Source organism: Kingella oralis, from assembly GCF_014054985.1.
Classification (GTDB): Bacteria; Pseudomonadota; Gammaproteobacteria; order Burkholderiales; family Neisseriaceae; genus Kingella_B; species Kingella_B oralis.
The window spans coordinates 1445713-1462260 of record NZ_CP059569.1; the positions used below are offsets into that span (position 1 = coordinate 1445713).

At 57.2% G+C, this 16548-nt stretch carries 15 protein-coding genes and 1 pseudogene; 11 read left to right on the plus strand and 5 right to left on the minus strand.

From position 1 onward, the window contains the following. Nucleotides 1-9: 9 nt before the first annotated feature. Nucleotides 10-489 (minus strand): S-ribosylhomocysteine lyase, encoded by a 480-nt coding sequence (locus H3L93_RS07790; protein ID WP_040558351.1) that lies wholly within the window; start codon nt 487-489, stop codon nt 10-12. A 219-nt stretch (nt 490-708) separates the two neighbouring features. On the opposite strand from H3L93_RS07790, the gene H3L93_RS07795 reads away from it, so the two are divergent. From H3L93_RS07795 to H3L93_RS07810, 5 genes are all read left to right on the plus strand, one after another. Continuing rightward, nucleotides 709-1047 (plus strand): hypothetical protein, encoded by a 339-nt coding sequence (locus H3L93_RS07795; RefSeq protein ID WP_040558140.1) that lies wholly within the window; start codon nt 709-711, stop codon nt 1045-1047. 226 nt (nt 1048-1273) lie between these two features. Then, nucleotides 1274-1456, plus strand: a complete 183-nt coding sequence (locus H3L93_RS07800) for a hypothetical protein (RefSeq protein ID WP_003794469.1) — start codon at nt 1274-1276, stop codon at nt 1454-1456. Between the two features lie 72 nt (nt 1457-1528). Continuing rightward, nucleotides 1529-1651, plus strand: coding sequence for a hypothetical protein (locus H3L93_RS13350; RefSeq protein ID WP_281364989.1), 123 nt, complete (start codon nt 1529-1531; stop codon nt 1649-1651). A 120-nt stretch (nt 1652-1771) separates the two neighbouring features. Further along, complete coding sequence (locus tag H3L93_RS07805) at nt 1772-4492, plus strand: family 20 glycosylhydrolase (RefSeq protein WP_050755539.1); 2721 nt, start codon at nt 1772-1774, stop codon at nt 4490-4492. A gap of 97 nt (nt 4493-4589) precedes the next feature. Continuing rightward, nucleotides 4590-4922: a hypothetical protein gene (locus tag H3L93_RS07810; protein WP_155802980.1), complete on the plus strand. Its 333-nt coding sequence runs from the start codon at nt 4590-4592 to the stop codon at nt 4920-4922. A gap of 179 nt (nt 4923-5101) precedes the next feature. On the opposite strand, the gene hpnE is transcribed toward H3L93_RS07810, so the two are convergent. Both hpnE and hpnD read right to left on the minus strand, forming a co-directional pair. Then, nucleotides 5102-6412, minus strand: a complete 1311-nt coding sequence (hpnE, locus tag H3L93_RS07815) for a hydroxysqualene dehydroxylase HpnE (RefSeq protein WP_003794457.1) — start codon at nt 6410-6412, stop codon at nt 5102-5104. 599 nt (nt 6413-7011) lie between these two features. Continuing rightward, nucleotides 7012-7863: a presqualene diphosphate synthase HpnD gene (gene hpnD / locus H3L93_RS07820; protein ID WP_003794452.1), complete on the minus strand. Its 852-nt coding sequence runs from the start codon at nt 7861-7863 to the stop codon at nt 7012-7014. Between the two features lie 203 nt (nt 7864-8066). On the opposite strand from hpnD, the gene proC reads away from it, so the two are divergent. Next, entirely contained in the window at nt 8067-8864 is a 798-nt protein-coding gene (proC, locus tag H3L93_RS07825) for a pyrroline-5-carboxylate reductase (RefSeq protein ID WP_040558138.1), read from the plus strand. 58 nt (nt 8865-8922) lie between these two features. Here proC and H3L93_RS07830 read toward each other — a convergent pair. Then, nucleotides 8923-9186 (minus strand): annotated as a pseudogene (locus tag H3L93_RS07830) (SemiSWEET family transporter). Nucleotides 9187-9364: 178 nt separating this feature from the next. Here H3L93_RS07830 and H3L93_RS07835 point away from each other — a divergent pair. The 5 genes from H3L93_RS07835 (at nt 9365) to H3L93_RS07855 (ending at nt 15829) form a co-directional block, all read left to right on the plus strand. Next, complete coding sequence (locus tag H3L93_RS07835; protein WP_003794441.1) at nt 9365-11377, plus strand: prolyl oligopeptidase family serine peptidase; 2013 nt, start codon at nt 9365-9367, stop codon at nt 11375-11377. A 735-nt stretch (nt 11378-12112) separates the two neighbouring features. After that, a complete protein-coding gene (ubiA, locus tag H3L93_RS07840; RefSeq protein WP_003794437.1) occupies nt 12113-12937 on the plus strand; it encodes a 4-hydroxybenzoate octaprenyltransferase in 825 nt (274 codons plus the stop codon). A 222-nt stretch (nt 12938-13159) separates the two neighbouring features. Then, nucleotides 13160-14395, plus strand: a complete 1236-nt coding sequence (locus tag H3L93_RS07845; RefSeq protein WP_040558137.1) for an aromatic amino acid transporter — start codon at nt 13160-13162, stop codon at nt 14393-14395. An 85-nt stretch (nt 14396-14480) separates the two neighbouring features. Beyond that, on the plus strand, nt 14481-15362 hold the full coding sequence (locus H3L93_RS07850) for an RsiV family protein (RefSeq protein ID WP_003794430.1): 882 nt from the start codon (nt 14481-14483) through the stop codon (nt 15360-15362). 86 nt (nt 15363-15448) lie between these two features. Then, on the plus strand, nt 15449-15829 hold the full coding sequence (locus H3L93_RS07855) for a hypothetical protein (protein ID WP_003794428.1): 381 nt from the start codon (nt 15449-15451) through the stop codon (nt 15827-15829). Nucleotides 15830-15849: 20 nt separating this feature from the next. On the opposite strand, the gene pyrE is transcribed toward H3L93_RS07855, so the two are convergent. Next, entirely contained in the window at nt 15850-16497 is a 648-nt protein-coding gene (gene pyrE, locus H3L93_RS07860) for an orotate phosphoribosyltransferase (protein WP_003794426.1), read from the minus strand. Nucleotides 16498-16548: the final 51 nt, after the last annotated feature.

Genomic DNA, 16548 nt, shown 5'->3' on the forward strand with positions numbered 1-16548 from the left:
GCTCGCGGCTCATGCAAAAATCTCCGTCCATTCGCTGCGTTTATCCAGCAGATATTGCGCGATTTTTTGCGCGCCTTCTAGGCTGTGGCTCGCCGCCCAACCGCATTGCACCACGTTGCACGCGGGCACTTCTTTGGCGACCACCACGTCTTTTAGCGTGGCTTCAATCAAATCCAGCGCGTCTTGGTATTCGGGCATATTGAGCAGGGTTACATAAAAGCCCGTTTGGCAGCCCATCGGGCTGATGTCCACGATTTTGTCGCTGTGGTTGCGCGACAGCTCCGCCATCAGGTGCTCCAAAGAATGCAAAGACGGCATTTCCATGTGGTCTTGGTTGGGCTGGCACACGCGCAAGTCGTATTTGTAGATGATGTCGCCGTGGTCGCCATCGGTTACGCAGGCAAGGCGCACATAAGGCGCTTTCACTTTGGTGTGGTCCAAATTGAAACTTTCCACGTTCATGCGTTTTTCGGCAGTGATTTCGGTCATGGGGGATTCCTTTTGCAAGTTGGGGGAAAGCGCAAATTTTACGCGAAACAAGCCGTTTAGGCAGCCTGAAAATGGGTTACGGCGGTTTTGTTTGGCAAAACGGAGTTTCAGGCTGCCCTCACCGCATCCGTCACGGCAACGGGCATCAATTTTGCTCGCCCCATGTTGTCCGCCTACCCCGTTAAGGCAGCCTGAAAACCCCTCTGCGAGGAAAACCCAATGACACGCAAAACCATCACCCTCGTGCTGACGAGCCTGTTCGCACTCAACGCCTGCAACGACGAAAAACGCCCAACCATCCACACCGACAAACACAACGCATCCACCCATCCCAACATCGTCCACAACAGCAAACGCGGCGATGGCAACGCACGCACACACCGCACGCCTGCTCCTTCGCCCTCCCCCGCCCCGCAACCCGCGTCCAACCGCACACCCAACACGCACACCAACAACATCATGGTGCACGGCAACCAAGCCAACCGCTCAGGCGGGCATATCCACATCGCCCCCCGCCCGAGCCGCAACCCGCCAAACGCAACAACAGCATTATGGTGAACAACAAACGCAACCATGCCGGCGGGCATATTGCACCCACGCCTACTCCAACCCCAACGCTTACTCCAACCCCAACGCTTACTCCAACCCCAACGCCTACTCCAACACCAACGCCCACTCCAACACCAACGCCCACTCCAACACCAACGCCCACTCCAACACCAACGCCCACTCCAACACCAACGCCCACTCCAACACCTACTCCAACCCCGCCCGCCGCCAGTCTATGCGCCACACCCCCGTCGCCACCCGCGCCCAATACACCGTATTCAAACACGAAAGCTACGGCAACTATCTCTGCGCCAGCGAATTCGGCGCGGACAGCACCGGCAAAACCGACAGCCTCGCCGCCATTCAGGCTGCCCTAGCCGCCGCCAGCAGCGAAAAAGCCGCCCTTTATCTGGAATGAGACATCTACATCTCCGCCCCCATCACACTCGACAGCCGCAACGACGGCGTAACCGCCCTGTTTGGCGAAGGCATGAACGCCAAAAGCCGCGAAAACGGCGGCAAAGCCACCACCATCAGCTTCAACACCAGCCAAGGCAACACCAACTACCGCATCGACAGCCGCGACAGCAACGAACTCGATGTCAGCCCGTGAGCAGGCATCGTTGTCAACGCGCAAAACCAGCTCAAAATCGAAAACCTCACCATCCGATACACCCGCAACGACTTCTACCGCCCGGCCGAAAGCTACTTTGGCAAAGTAAACGGCATCTATGTGGTTGATTCCAGCAACATCGCCATCGCCCAAGTGGAAGTAACGGGCGCAAACCGCGCGGGCATCTATTTTGACTCGCTGCGCACGCTGCAAAAAAATCCCGACAGCGCCAAAGGCTCATCCTACAAAGCCAGCCTGATTAACAACGAAATCAGCGAAAACGACCCCGCCCTCCCCATCGGTAACAACAACAGCGTGCTCCAAAGCTATCTGCACCACAACCGCGTGGCAGGCGTGCTGATAGGCTTCCAACGCAACTTCACCGCCGAAAACAACGATTTGGAAGCCAACGGCGACAGCCGCGACGGCGGCACAGGCTACGGTGCCGCCACCGTGGCCGGCAGCTACAACTTCGGCGTGCGCTACGCCCGCAACCGCACCAAAAACAACTACCGCAAAGGGCTGGATGCACACGATGGCAACGACATCGTGATTGAACACAACACGCTGGAAGGCGACTACCAAACGAGCATCGAGGTATATAACCGCCAATTCACCATGGATCGCGTCGCCATCCGCCACAACACCATCATCCAAAACCCTGCCAACCGCATCCGCCAAGACGACGGCAACAACGGCAACCCCCGCCCCAACGTAAAATGGTATGCCAACTACCAGCTCTACCAAGCCATCGCCATCCAAACCAACGAAAAACTGCGCAATCTGCACAGCAAGCGCGACGGCGTTTACGAAATCAGCGGCAACACCATCAAAAACTTCACCGCCTACGAAAATTCCGAGCGCGAATCCATCCAAGACGAAGCCATTTTGTTCCGCAACCACGAACCCGAAATCAACTACACGCTGACAATCGACGGCAACACCATAGAAGGCGCATTCGCCGGCAAATCCATCATCGCCGCCCGCAACGACACCATGTGGAACGAATACCGGTTCAACCCCGCCAAAAAGGCTTACGAATTGGCGCAAACCCATATCGGCAAAGGCTCGGGCACCATCCGAATCACCCACAACCAAATCGCCGTCGACAAAATGCAGGGCGAAGCCCCCATCTCCGTCAGCGAAGCCAAAGCCGACGGCGCGTTGCGCGGCAGCGTGCTCATCGCGGGCAACACCTTCACCATCAAAGAAACCGAAGCCGTGCGCGATGCGTTCCTGCTATCGGGCAACGCGCAAAGCTACAACGTGCTCGACAACACGTTTAACCTGCTGGGCGACATCGGCCGCTGCGAGGGCAAACCCATCGCCGAAGTGCAAGGCATGGCGACAAACCGCCAGCAGCCCGCCGCCAAAATTGAAAACAACCGCATCAACGCCGCCGATTTAAGCAAACGCCCCCGCGCAGGCTGGCTCGCCACCGCAGGCGTGCGCCTGATCGAAAGCGGCAACGCGCTGCTGCCCGAAGGCAACGAATTGGATAACTGCCGCGGCGGCAAATACATCCCAACCAGCCCGCCCAACACCAAAGGCAGCCTGAAACAAGCCCTTCGCGCAGGCATGCGCGCCGCATCGGGCGTGGGCGCGCTGGCGGGTGCAGCCGCCGCGCTGGAAAACGCCTTCAATTCGGAAAAAGAAAACCAAGCCGGCGAAAACACCCGCGTTGCCGCAAACCATCACACGCCCGCCGCGTCCGCAGCAAAACCCCAAGCCGCCCTGCCCGCGCCCGCATCCGAACCGCAGAAAAGGCAGCCGGAAAACGAGCGCGGCGCATTGCGGCAAAACCCAAATGCCGCCGCCTTCATGCCCGTCGCCCAGCACCGCAAACAAAGCGGCTTGATGCTGGATACCGCGCACCGCTTCTATCCGCTTGGCATGCTCAAAAGCTATGTGGACGACGTGGCGCGCGCAGGCGGCACATTCCTCCACCTGCGCTTGTCCGACGAACAAAACTACGCGCTGGAAAGCGTTACGCTCGGCCAGCTTGCCCGCCAAGCCAAACAAAACGCCAACGGCAGCTACACCAACCTCGCCACAGGCAAACCGTTTTACAGCGCGGCGCAAATCCAAGAGCTGGCGCAATACGCCAAGCAAAAAGGCGTGGAACTCGTGCCCGAAATCAACGCCCCCGCGCAGATGAATGCCATCCGAAACCTGCTCGCGCGCAAAGACCCGGCCCAAGCAGGCGCAGTCTTCGACAGCAACGACACCTTGCACTACGAAACCGAAGCAGGACAGCAATTCATGCAAACGCTCTATGGCGAAGCAGCCGATATGTTTGCCGACAGCGGCATGCATATCCACATCGGCGGCGACGCGTTTTCAGGCAGCGTCAGCCGCAACGCGCACTACATCGCCTATCTCAACCGCATCGTGCTACACCTTAAAGGCAAAAACCGCACCGTGCGCGTGTGGAACGATGCCATTCTCCCCGCCAGCCTCGCCCTGCTGGACAACAGCGTGGAAATCACCTACCACGGCAGAGACGGCAACCGCGAAACCCCCGCCCAGAGCGATGAAAACGCCCGCCCCGCCAGCGTGCTGGATTTGATTCAAGCGGGCTACACCGTGTTGAATTACAACCGCTATTACCTCTCCGCGCAAAACGATGCCGAAAAACTGCGTACCGCCAATTGGCACATCGGCATTTGGGACGGGCAAAACCGCCACAACGCCGTGGATGCCTCGCTGATGGGCGGCGCCGCCGTTGCCATCGAGGCAGACGAAACGCCGCCATACGCCCACAGCGGCGAACCCCCGCGCCCTGATGTCTTCCCGTATCTGAAAGCCGTTGCCGACAAGGTAAAAGAAGCCGGGCAATAAACCACAGGCAGCCTGAAAACGAATGAAACGCGTTTCAGCAAAGCTAAAAGCATTTCCAAGCCGTTTTCAGGCTGCCTATTATTCCAAGAGCCCCACCATGCCCGTTTTTTCCCGCAAAGGCATAGACTGCCCGCAATGCGCCGAGTTTAAAACACGCGTGAAAATGGAAGGCGCGGCGCATTTGCAGCGCACGCTGTGCCATGTTGAAACCGCCGTGTCGCTGGGCATTTTGCGCGATGTGGGCAAAGAAATCGACCCCGCATGGAGCGAATCGCTGGCAGAATGCCGCGCCTTAGGCAGCGGGCGCGACCGCTTCGGCTGGTATGACAGCTTATCGCTGTATTTTGAATGCACCCGTTGCCGGCGGCGTTACCATTTGCGCGGCGATACTTATCACGACAATGTGTGGTGGGAACAAGCGGTTCAATAATCGGAACGATTAAAGGCAGCCTGAAAACAAGCGAAACGAGTTCCAACAAAGCCAAATCCCGTTCTCAGGCTGCCCTAATACCAAACGAAACAACACCGTCTCGGTTCACCGCGCTGCCGGCGCAACCCGAACCAAGATGGCGTTTAACCCGACCGTCCTTTTGCGCAGCCGCCACATTTTCAGGCTGCCTCACCCCCAGCCGCAAACCGCTGCAACACTGCCTGCGCCGCCATCTCGCCCGATTGCACCGCCGCTTCCAAAGTCGCAGGATAGCGCGGATGCAACCAATCCCCCGCCAACCAAATCGCATACCGATTCAACCCATCTTGCGCAGGCACAACACGCCCCACCCGCGAAGCAATCGTCGCCCGCTTTTCCGTAATCGTCTGCCAAGCCACAGGCTCGCCCACATCAGGGCACACCCGCAACACATCACCATGCACCCGCTGCGCCCATTGCAACGGCGTGGCGCGGATGCGGTGCGACAAGCTCACCACCGCCGCAATCTCATTCGCCCCCGTCAAACGGCGGCGGTCAACCAACCATTGCGCCGTCCCCTCCGCAAAGCCCGTCATCAGCGCAGGCAGCCTGAAAGCGCGCCCATATTTCAAATACACCGTCGTAATCGGGTAATACGTCAAATCCCTAATCGCCAAGCGCACCTCCTCGCCCAGCGACGGCGGCAACACGCCCGCCACATGATACGGCGCGGTCGCAACCACCGCCCCGTCAAACCGCTCCCCATCCACGCGCACCCCGCGCCGATTATCCAGCAACACCCGCTTCACCCGCTGATTGGGCAGCCAAGCCGCCCCCTGCCGCTGCAAATACGCCACAACCGGCGCGGCAAACGCCCGCGTCAAATCCACCTTCGGCACAAAATAATCGCTCAACTCGCACTGCGCCCACACCCCGTCCGCCAGCACAGCGCACAACACATTCAAACTCGCCTCCTCCAACGGCGTATTCAGCGCCCCCCACACCATCGGCTGCCAAAATTCCGCTAGCCATTTGCGCGACACCCCCTGCGCATCCAGCCACGACTGCACGCTTTGGTCAGGCAGATGCCGCTTATGATGCGACTGCAAACGTTTCAACTGCCGCACCAGCGCCGTTTTTTCCCCCAGCGACGCATTTTCCCCGCGCAACAGCCCCGTGAGCAAATTCAACGGCGCAGGCAGCGACCAAGCCGCCTCAAAGCGCAAACCATCGTGCAAATACCAGCGCAACGGCTGACGGAAAAAATGCCCGCGCCAATCCGCCCCCGCCTTATCCAGCAGCCTGAAAACGCCCTGATACGCCCCAATCAGCAAATGCTGCCCGTTGTCCAAAAACGAAAACGCATCGCCGGACACGCCGCGCGCGCGCCCGCCCGCCACACGCCCCGCTTCATACAACGCCACGTCCGCGTGTTCAACCAAATGCGCAGCGGCAGACAACCCCGCCCAGCCTGCGCCAATCACCGCAATTTTAGGTTTCTTCATCATCATCCAATCAGGCTGCCGCAAGCGAGCCGTTATTTAATTAACATTTATTTCAATCGGCATAGAGTGTATGGCTTTGCCACACACCGTTTGTTAAGCATTGCTAGATAGAAACCTTTGCAGGTAGGTCGGGCATAAATGCCCGACGTTTTTAGGTGTAGTGTATTCTAAGTGTCGGGCATAAATGCCCGACCTACAACAACAGTTTGTTTTTACAATCGTTTCTGTATATCAAACAAGATTCCCGCCTGCGCGGGAATGACGGCGGGTGGGTGCGTTTATCGTGTGGCAAAGGTTTCAGGCTGCCTCAAATGGAGCGTCGATGGCTCGTCGCCAAAATGTTGAATAAGCCAGCTATGCCCACCTTTCGCCGAGTTATTTTCAGGCTGCCTCCCCCAAAAGCAGCCTGAAACGTTGTTTGGTGTGGCGTAAATAAATGCGCTGATTAAGCGCGGGCGCGAGAGGGAGGCAGCCTGAAATGCTTACCCCGCGCTCCCTACGGCTTGCTTGCAAGCCGTGCGCTGGCAAAATTGGGGGCGGGGCAATGGCTGGATGAGGCGTTTCAGGCTGCTTTGGTGTGCGTGATAAGGCAGCCTGAAATGGCTTTATGGCTTAAACCCGAACAGCCATGTTTTCAGGGCGATGCGCATTTTGCGCGGGTTGGGGATGCGGATTTTGTAGCGCAACACGTTGGCGAGCCCGTCGCGTTCTATTTCCAGCAGCAGCGCGTGGTAGATGCTTGCCATGATGAGCCCTGCTTTTTGCGTTTTTTTGTCGGCGGGGGGCAAGAGGGCGATGGCTTGGCGGTAGGTGTCGCGGGCGCGGTTGAATTGAAATTGCATCAGGGTGGCAAATTCGGGCGTGGGCGTGGCGGCGAGGATGCTGGTTTCGCTTACGCCAAACTGGGCGAGTTCGTCTTGCGGCAGGTAGATGCGCCCCATGCGTGCGTCTTCGCCGACATCGCGGATGATGTTGGTCAGTTGCAGGGCAAGCCCGAGTGTTTCGGCGTAGCGCAGTGTGGTGTCTTGCGTGTAGCCGAGGATGCGGGCGATGAGCCGCCCAACTACGCCTGCCACGCGGTAGCAGTAGTATTGCAGGTCGTCGAAGGTGGCGTAGCGGTCGTGGTGCAAGTCCATTTCCATGCCGTTGATGATGTCCATTAGCTCGCTTTCAGGCAGCCTGAAAACGGGTTGAATGCTGCGCAGAGCTTGGTTGACGGGATGCTCGGGCGCGGTGTTGGCTTGGAAGACTTTGGACAAATCTTGTCGCCACCATGCGAGCGTGGCGCGGGCGATGCTGGGGTCGCGGCTGTCGTCCACGATGTCGTCCAGCTCGCGGCAATAGGCGTAGAGGATGGTCATGGCATCGCGTTGCGCGGGGGGGAGGAAGCGGAAGCTGGCGAGGAAGTTGGAATGGCTGGTTTGGGCTTTTTCGCGGCAGTAGTCTAGGGGTTGCATGGCGGTGGGCTTGTGTGTTGATGGGGCGTATTTTAACGTTTTTTAACGGGCTGGGTTTGTTTACAATGCGTATTTTATGGCGGCAGGGCAAGCGCGTTGAGGCAGCCTGAAAAGGGGCTTATGGTTGCAATGCCGTTTTCAGGCTGCCTGATGATGGCGAGTGGGGATGGATAACATTTTGATAGATAATGAAAGGCAACAGCATGACGATTTATTTTCTCGGCGGCGGCAACATGGCGGCGGCGATTGTGGCGGGCTTGCATCGCGCGGGGCGGGCAGGCGAGGTGCACGTTACCAATCGCGGCGCGGCAAAGCGCGAGGCGTTGGCGGCGCGCTATGGCGTGGCGGTGTCGGAGAGGCAGCCTGAAATCGGCGCGGATGATGTGTTGATTTTGGCGGTGAAGCCGCAGGATATGCAGGCGGCTTGCGCGGATGTGCAGCCCAATGGCGCGCTGGTGATTTCGCTGGCGGCGGGGTTGAGCGTGGCAACGTTGTCGCGCTATTTGGGCGGCACGCGGCGGCTGGTGCGCGTGATGCCGAATACGCCCGCGCAGGTGGGCGAAGGCGTGGCAGGGCTGTTTGCCGCAGATGATGTGAACGCAGCGGATCGGGCGCGCGCCGAAGCGATTATCGCCGCTTCGTGTCGTTTGACTTTTTGGCTGAACGATGAAGCACAGATGCACGCGGTTACGGCGGTTTCGGGCAGCGGCTCGGCGTATGTGTTTTATTTGATGAATGCCTTGCAGCAGGCGGCGCAGGATTTGGGCTTTGGCGCGGACGCGGCGCGGGCGTTGAGTTTGCAAACGTTTCGCGGCGCGGTGGAGCTGGCGGCGCAATCGGGCGCGGATTTTGCCGCCTTGCAAGACACGGTTACCAGCAAGGGCGGCACCACCTTTGCCGCGCTAGAAACGTTTCGCCAGCATCATTTGGCGGAACATTTTTGCGATGGCGTGAACGCGGCGGCGGCGCGCTCGGCAGAGTTAGGCAAGGCGTTGGCATAAACCAAAGGCAGCCTGAAAACAGATAACACGTTTTCAGGCTGCCTTTTTTGTATTCAAATTACAGCGCAGCGATGGCGGTAATCAAACCCAGCACCACCCTGGCGCGTTAGCGATGGCAACGGGGTAATCGCGCTGCGGTTTCATCAAACCATAAATCACCCACAATGTGCAGTTGATGCGGCGGCAAGTGGTTGAATCGAATGCCTTTTTGCCCTGCCAAATTGGCTTGGATTTGCGCGATGCAGGCAAAATACATGCACACAGCGGCGATGGTGGCTACGATAGACAATATTTTGACTTGTTTTTCATTTAAGGTTTTCATGTTTTCCTCATTGATTTAGGTTGCAAGGCTGTAATCATAACTACATTTTCCAAAATGTCCAAAATGCGACAAGCCTTTATGCGCCATCCCAAGGCAGCCTGAAAAGCCGTTTGTCGTTTTCAGGCTGCCTTTGGCTGCGTGCTAAAATCGCTCGTTTTCATCCATCCGAAAGCCCAAAATGCAAGATCCGCATCAATCGCTAGAAAATCTGCAAGACCCTGCCACGCAACAATTTATCGCGCAAGCGCACGCCGAAACGTTGGTGCAATTTTGCCAATCTCCTGAATATGCCGCCCTGCGCGACGACATCCTTGCCCAGCTTCAAGACGAACGCCAAATCCCCTTTTGCCAAGAACACCGCGCACGGATGTACCACTTCCACCAATCGCCCGAGTTTCCCAAGGGCGTGTATCGCGTGTGCAGCGCTGCCAGCTATCGCGCGGGCTTGCCCGAATGGCAGAATTTGTTTTCCGTTGCCGATTTTGACGACATTTTGGGCGACGATGTGTATTTAGACGGCGTGTCGCATTATGTTGAGCAGCCTGAAAAAGTGTTGCTCACGCTCTCGCAAGCGGGTTCAGATGCGGCATACACCATTGAATTCAACCTTGCCACGCGCCAAATTGTGGAAAACGGTTTTCACTTTCCGCTGGGCAAAAACCACATCGCATGGCGCGATGAAAACAGCGTTTGGGTTTGCCCTGCTTGGGATGAACGCCAGCTCACGCCATCGGGCTACCCGCGCGAAGTTTGGCTGATGCAGCGCGGGCAAAGTTTTGACGAAGCCCAAGCCATTTTCAGGCAGCCTGAAAACGGCGTGATGGTGAACGCATGGCGTTATCTAGACCCGCAAGGTGCGCCGATTGATTTGATTGAATCCGCCAGCAGCTTCTTCCAAAAAACCTATTATCAAGTGGGCAAAACGGGCGACATCCAAGCCCTTGCCCTGCCCAGCGATGCCGATATTGCGGGCTATATTGCAGGGCAGCTTATCGTTCAACTCAAAACCGCATGGCATCGCGCCAACCAAAGCTACGCCGCAGGCAGCCTGATTGCCGTTAAGCTCAACAAAGGCATGCTCGGCGAAGCCTTTTGCCTGATTACGCCCAACGCGCAGCAAGCCATCGCCAGCGTGGAAACCACGCGCCGCTTCATCATCGCCAATCTGCTGGACAACGTTTCAGGCAGCCTGAAAGCATGGCAATGGCAAAACGGCGCATGGCACGAAGCCGCCCTGCCCAGCCTGCCCAACGGCGCGATAGACCTGACCGACCAGCCGTGGGGCGGCGATGTGCTCTACCTTGCCGCCAGCGATTTCACCACCCCGCTCACGCTCTACGCGCTGGATTTAAGCGTGATGGAATTAAGCGTGATGCGCCGCCAAGTCGCCCAATTCAACGCCGAAGGCATCATCGTGGAACAGCACCACGCCCCATCGGCAGACGGCACGCCCATTCCTTATTACTGGGTGGGCAAGCAGCCAAGGCAGCCTGAAACGCCCACGCTGGTTTACGTTTACGGCGGCTTCAACGTGCCCGAGCTACCACATTACATGGGGGTAATAGGCAAACATTGGCTGGAACAAGGCAACGCCTTTGTGCTCGCCAACATACGCGGCGGCGGCGAGTTCACAGGCTGGCATGAAGCCGCCCAACGCCAACACAAACACAAATCGGTGGACGACCTGCTCGCCGTCGTTCAGCATCTTTGCCAACAAGGTTACAGCCGCGCTGAACGCATCGCCATCCAAGGCGGCAGCAACGGCGGGCTAATCGTTGCCAGCGCGTACACAAGGCAGCCTGAAAACATCGGCGCAATGGTGTGCGAAGTGCCGCTCACCGATATGCTGCGCTACCCCCAGCTCTACGCAGGTGCCAGCTGGATAGAAGAATACGGCGACCCCGCCGACCCGCCAATGCGCGACTACCTTGCCGCCTTCTCGCCCTATCACAACGTTTCAGGCAGCCTGAAATATCCCCCCGCCCTGATTACCACCAGCCTTGCCGACGATCGCGTGCACCCCGCCCACGCGCTCAAATTCCACGCCCAACTGCGCGCCCACCACGCCCCCAGCCATCTTTACGCCCCCGCCAGCGGCGGACACACAGGCAACGGCACGCAACAAGAAACCGCCGAAGAACTCGCCTGCGTGTTGCGGTTTCTGGCGGAGACGGTGGGCGAGGGGGGGTAAACAACAATAGCGTTTCAGGCTGCCTTTGGTGTTTTGACGTGTTAAAGGCAGCCTGAAAACCCTGTCAAACCAATCCGCCCAATAATGGCGCGGTGGCAGCTTGCCAACACTTGCTTGCGCCATTCAACAAAAACCCAGCTTGGTGTTGTATCAAACAGAGTTTTGTTAAATAAATTGGCGTTTCAGGCTGCCTAACGCTTCACGACTGTTTAATGCTGCTATCCCCTCCCCTACGTCCAGCCGAACGGAGCATCCTTTTTTCGGGAAAAAGCGTGCGCTTGTTCGACGACGCGCGTAGCGCGGCTAGTTCGCACGCGCCGAAAAAAGGATGCGTAGTGAGGGAAGTTTGGCGCAGCCAAACCTGCACGTCTGGGTCGCCTTTCTTTTGCTTACTTTTCTTTGACGAAGCAAAGAAAAGTAAGTGCCCCGTCGGCATGAAGCGCATGGTTAAACTAATCGGATGCTTGCCACAAAGCACCAACCCATTTTCAGGCTGCCTCTGATAACCCCAGCATCAAAGGCAGCCTGAAACCCATCTTTACACCACCACCCCAGCAATGGAACAAAAATTGCTTACCCCTTAACAAAACCCAACAAAATCCTAACAAGACCCACTATAATCCCCCAAAAGAACATTTACTCAAAACAACCATGCCCACCAGCCCAATCACCATCCGCCCCCGTCCATCACCCGCCCCCAACTGGCGCACCCAATTTCCCACCTACCTCCAACTGATGCGCGCCGACAAACCCATCGGCACGCTCTTGCTGTTATGGCCCACCCTGTGGGCAATCTGGATTGCCTCTGCAGGCCGCCCCAAGCTCTCCACCGTTGTCCTGTTCGCGCTGGGCACATTCCTGATGCGCAGTGCAGGCTGCGTTGCCAACGACTGGGCAGACCAAGACATCGACCGTCACGTCGCCCGCACGCAAAATCGCCCCTTCGCCCGCAACGCCGTAACGCCGCGCGAAGCCAAACGGCTCATTCTCATCCTGTGCGCACTCGCCGCCCTGTGCCTGATACCGTTCAGCTACACCACATGGCTGATGGCAATCCCCGCGCTGTGCCTCGCGTTCACCTATCCCTTCGCCAAGCGCGTCTTCCCCATCCCCCAGCTTTATCTCGGGCTGGCGTTCTCGTTCGGCATCCCCATGGCGTTTGTCGCCATCACAGGCAGCGTGCCCGCTATCGCATGGTGGCTGTTTTTCGCCAACGTATTCTGGACGCTCGCCTACGACACACTCTACGCCATGGCAGACAAAGAAGACGACCTCAAAATCGGCATCAAAACCTCCGCCATCACCTTCGGCAGCTACGATGCCGAAGCCGCCATGCTCTGCCACGGCATCGCCGACATCCTGATGATACAAGTGGGCAGCCAGCTGGGCGCGGCGTGGGTGTATTGGGCGGCGCTGATACTGGTGGTTTACTGGCAATGGCAGCAATACCTGCGCGTGGAAAGCCGCAACCGCCAAGCCTGCCACGCCGCCTTTTTGGACAACAACCGCATCGGCTGGCTGTGGCTCGCCGCCATTGCCGCCCACTTCGCTTTTTACTAACCGCCAAGCAATAACCCCAACGCCGTGTCGCATGCCAACACGGCGTTTTGCTTTTGCGTTTTCAGGCTGCCTTGATGGCAACGCATAGGCAGCCTGAAAACGCAACAATGCCCCGCGCGAAAAATATTCTGCAAAGTTAGGTTAAAATCGTGTGCAATATCGTAAAATACACCCTTTGCAAAACCCCTTTTCAGGCTGCCTGAAATCCATAAGGAATCCCCTATGACCACCAAAACCCCCACCCTACTCGGCGGCGCGATGATTATCGCAGGCACGATTATCGGCGCCGGCATGCTCGCCAACCCCACCGCCACATCAGGCGTATGGTTCATCGGCTCGCTCGCCGTGCTGCTGTACACATGGTTTTCCATGCTCGCCTCGGGGCTGATGATATTGGAAGCCAACACCCATTACCCCGTGGGCGCAAGTTTTGACACCATCGTGCGCGATTCGCTCGGCAAAGGCTGGAACATCGTCAACGGGCTGGGCGTTGCCTTCGTGCTGTATCTGCTTACCTACGCCTATATTTTCGTGGGCGGGCGGCTCACCACCGTTGCGCTCGGCTTCAACCCCGACAGCACGCTCTGGATTGGGCAACTCGCCTTCTTCATCATCTTTGCGGGCTGCGTGTGGTACTCCGCGCGCTTGGTGGACAGACTGTCCAGCATTCTCATCGGCGGCATGGTCATCACCTTTATCTGGGCAACCGGCGGGCTGCTGAACACCGCGCAACTGCCCATCCTGCTCAACAGCGCCGCCCCCGAAAACACCAGCTATTGGATTTACCTCGGCACCGCGCTGCCCGTGTGCCTTGCCTCGTTCGGCTTTCACGGCAACGTGTCCAGCCTGTATAAATACTTCAACGGCGATGCGCCCAAAGTCGCCCGCGCCTTGTGGATAGGCACGCTCATCGCGCTGGTGATTTACGCGCTGTGGCAGCTCGCCATCCAAGGCAACCTGCCGCGCAACGCCTTCGCGCCTGTGATTAAAGCCGATGGCGACGTTGCCGTGTTGATTGGCGAATTGTCTAAATTTGTTACCACGGGCAGCATGGCAAAAATCTTGGCGTTTTTCTCCTACATGGCAATCGCCACCTCGTTTTTGGGCGTAACGCTCGGCTTGTTTGACTATTTGAGCGATCTGTTCGGCTTCGACAACAGCCGCATCGGGCGCACCAAAACCGCCGCCATCACCTTCCTGCCGCCGCTGGTTGCCTGCCTGCTGTATCCCTTGGGCTTTGTGGGCGTTATCGGCTATGTGGGCTTGGCGGCGACGATATGGGTTGCCATCGTGCCCGCCCTGCTGCTGCGCGCGGTACGCAAAAAATTTGGCGCGGGCAAAGGCTTCCAAGTATTCGGCGGCACTTGGCTGGTGATTTGGGTGCTGCTGTTCGGCTTGGCAAATATCGTCGCCCAGCTGCTCAGCCGCGCCGAGATTTTGCCCGTGTTTAAAGGCTAAACCGTTTTCAGGCTGCCTTGCATTTGCCCGTTAAGCACGCAAGGCAGCCTGAAATTCATATATCGTTATTTTTAAAGGAAAATCCATGTTTACCAAATCCTTATTAGCCGTAACCTTGTTCGCCGCCATCGGCGTTCAGGCCGCACCGTTGTCCTACAAAACCCAAACCGCGCATGCCAAAACCAACTGCACCAAAGTGAGCGGCGAAAAAGAACCGCGCTGCCACGAGCTCACCGTTGCCTATCCGCAAACGGGCGACAAAACGCTGGACGCATGGGCGTTGGCAGCAATCAGAAAATCCGTCGGCGCCAAAGACTTGTCCGCCAACGGTTTGAAAAAATTTTTAACGAGAAGCAAAGATGTTGCGGAAACCAATAAAGAAAACAGAACATTGCGCCAAGGCGAATACCCCTGCTTCTTGGATTACATCCGCACGCTGGAACTGGAAGGGCAAACGCCGCAATACGCGGTGTTCGGCATGGAAGAATGGGAATACACCTGCGGCGCACACGGCAACGGCAACCACGGTTTCACCGTATTGAAACGCGGCGAAGCCAAAATCAAACCCGTTGCGTTAAAAGACATTTTGCTGCCCAAGCAGATGGCGAAGCTGGTGGCGTTGCAAAAAGCGGGCTATGTGAACTATTTGCAAACCGACGCCGAATACAGCGAAAAAGAAGCGCGCGAATATGTGGCCGAATACAACCAAGATTTCAAAGGCACGGACAACTGGCGTTTTGCCAAAGGCGGCTTAGTGTTCTTGTTCCAAAGCTATGAAATCGGCGCGTATGCGATTGGCCGCCCTGAGATTTTCCTGTCTAACCGGCAGCTCAACGGCATCATCAAGCCCGAGATTTTGCGCGAGGCGGCGCAGTATCAAGTGAACCCCAAAATCGCCAAGCAAGAACAAGAATGGCAAGCGGCGAAAGAGGCTGCGAAAAAAGAGCAGCAACAGCAGGCGAAGTAGGTTGGGCTGTTGATTGCTGAATATATTTTCAGGCTGCCTTTATTGCTCACATAATAGGCAGCCTGAAATCATAAAAGAAACAACTCATGAGACATCTTGTACTACCCGCTAAAATCATCGGCGTATTGTGGTTTGTCTTTGCCATCACCATTCTCCCGTCGCTCCAATCGTTGAACCAACAAGGGGAGTTGTTGGTGTTCGCGCTCAACGTGTTAGGCGCAGCCAGCATCGCTTTTGTTTACGGGCATAGCCGTGGCAAAAAAGGCTTAACCGCAGGCTGGATTGGCAAAGTGTTCTTAGCGTTGCTTATACTGCTGCCCTTGATAGCCATGAGCAGCGCGCCGTTGCTGAATATATTGTTTACTATGGCGATGGCGGCTGCGTTTATTGTGCTGTTTTTGTATCTGCCTTACCGCGCAGGCAGCAAACTGGGCTATCGGGAATACGAAGCCGCAGAAGACGAGTAGGCAGCCTGAAAACCGCTTGCCTACACCACGCCATATTGCGCGCGATACGCCCGCATCGGCTCAACAAACTGTGCCAACTCCGCGCTGCCGCCTTGTTCCAACAGCGCAAACAAATCCAGCAAATTGGCAATCGCCACCACGGGCAAACCGTATTGCGTTTGCACTTCTTGCACCGCAGACTGCTCGCCCGTGCCTTTTTCCATGCGGTCTAACGCAATCGCCACGCCCGCGGGGGTTGCGCCCGCTTGTCGGATAAGGTTCACGCTTTCGCGCACGGAAGTGCCTGCGGAAATCACATCGTCGATAATCAACACACGCCCTTGGAGCGGCGCGCCCACCAGCGTGCCGCCTTCGCCGTGGTCTTTGGCTTCTTTGCGGTTGTAGGCAAAGGGCACGTTGATGCCGCGTTCCGCCAGCATCATGGCGGTGGCGGCAGCGAGGATGATGCCCTTGTAGGCAGGGCCGAACAGCATATCAAACCGAACTTGGCTTTCCACAATCGCTTGGGCGTAAAACTTGGCGAGCGCGAGCGTGGACGCGCCGTCGTTAAACAAGCCTGCGTTGAAGAAATAGGGCGATTGGCGGCCTGCCTTGGTGGTGAATTCACCGAATTTGAGCACGTTTTGGCGCAGGGCAAATTGCAGGAAGTCTTGGCGGAATTGGCTCATGATAATGTCCTTATAAGTTGGGATAGAGTGGGCAATATTGGGGGCAAATGG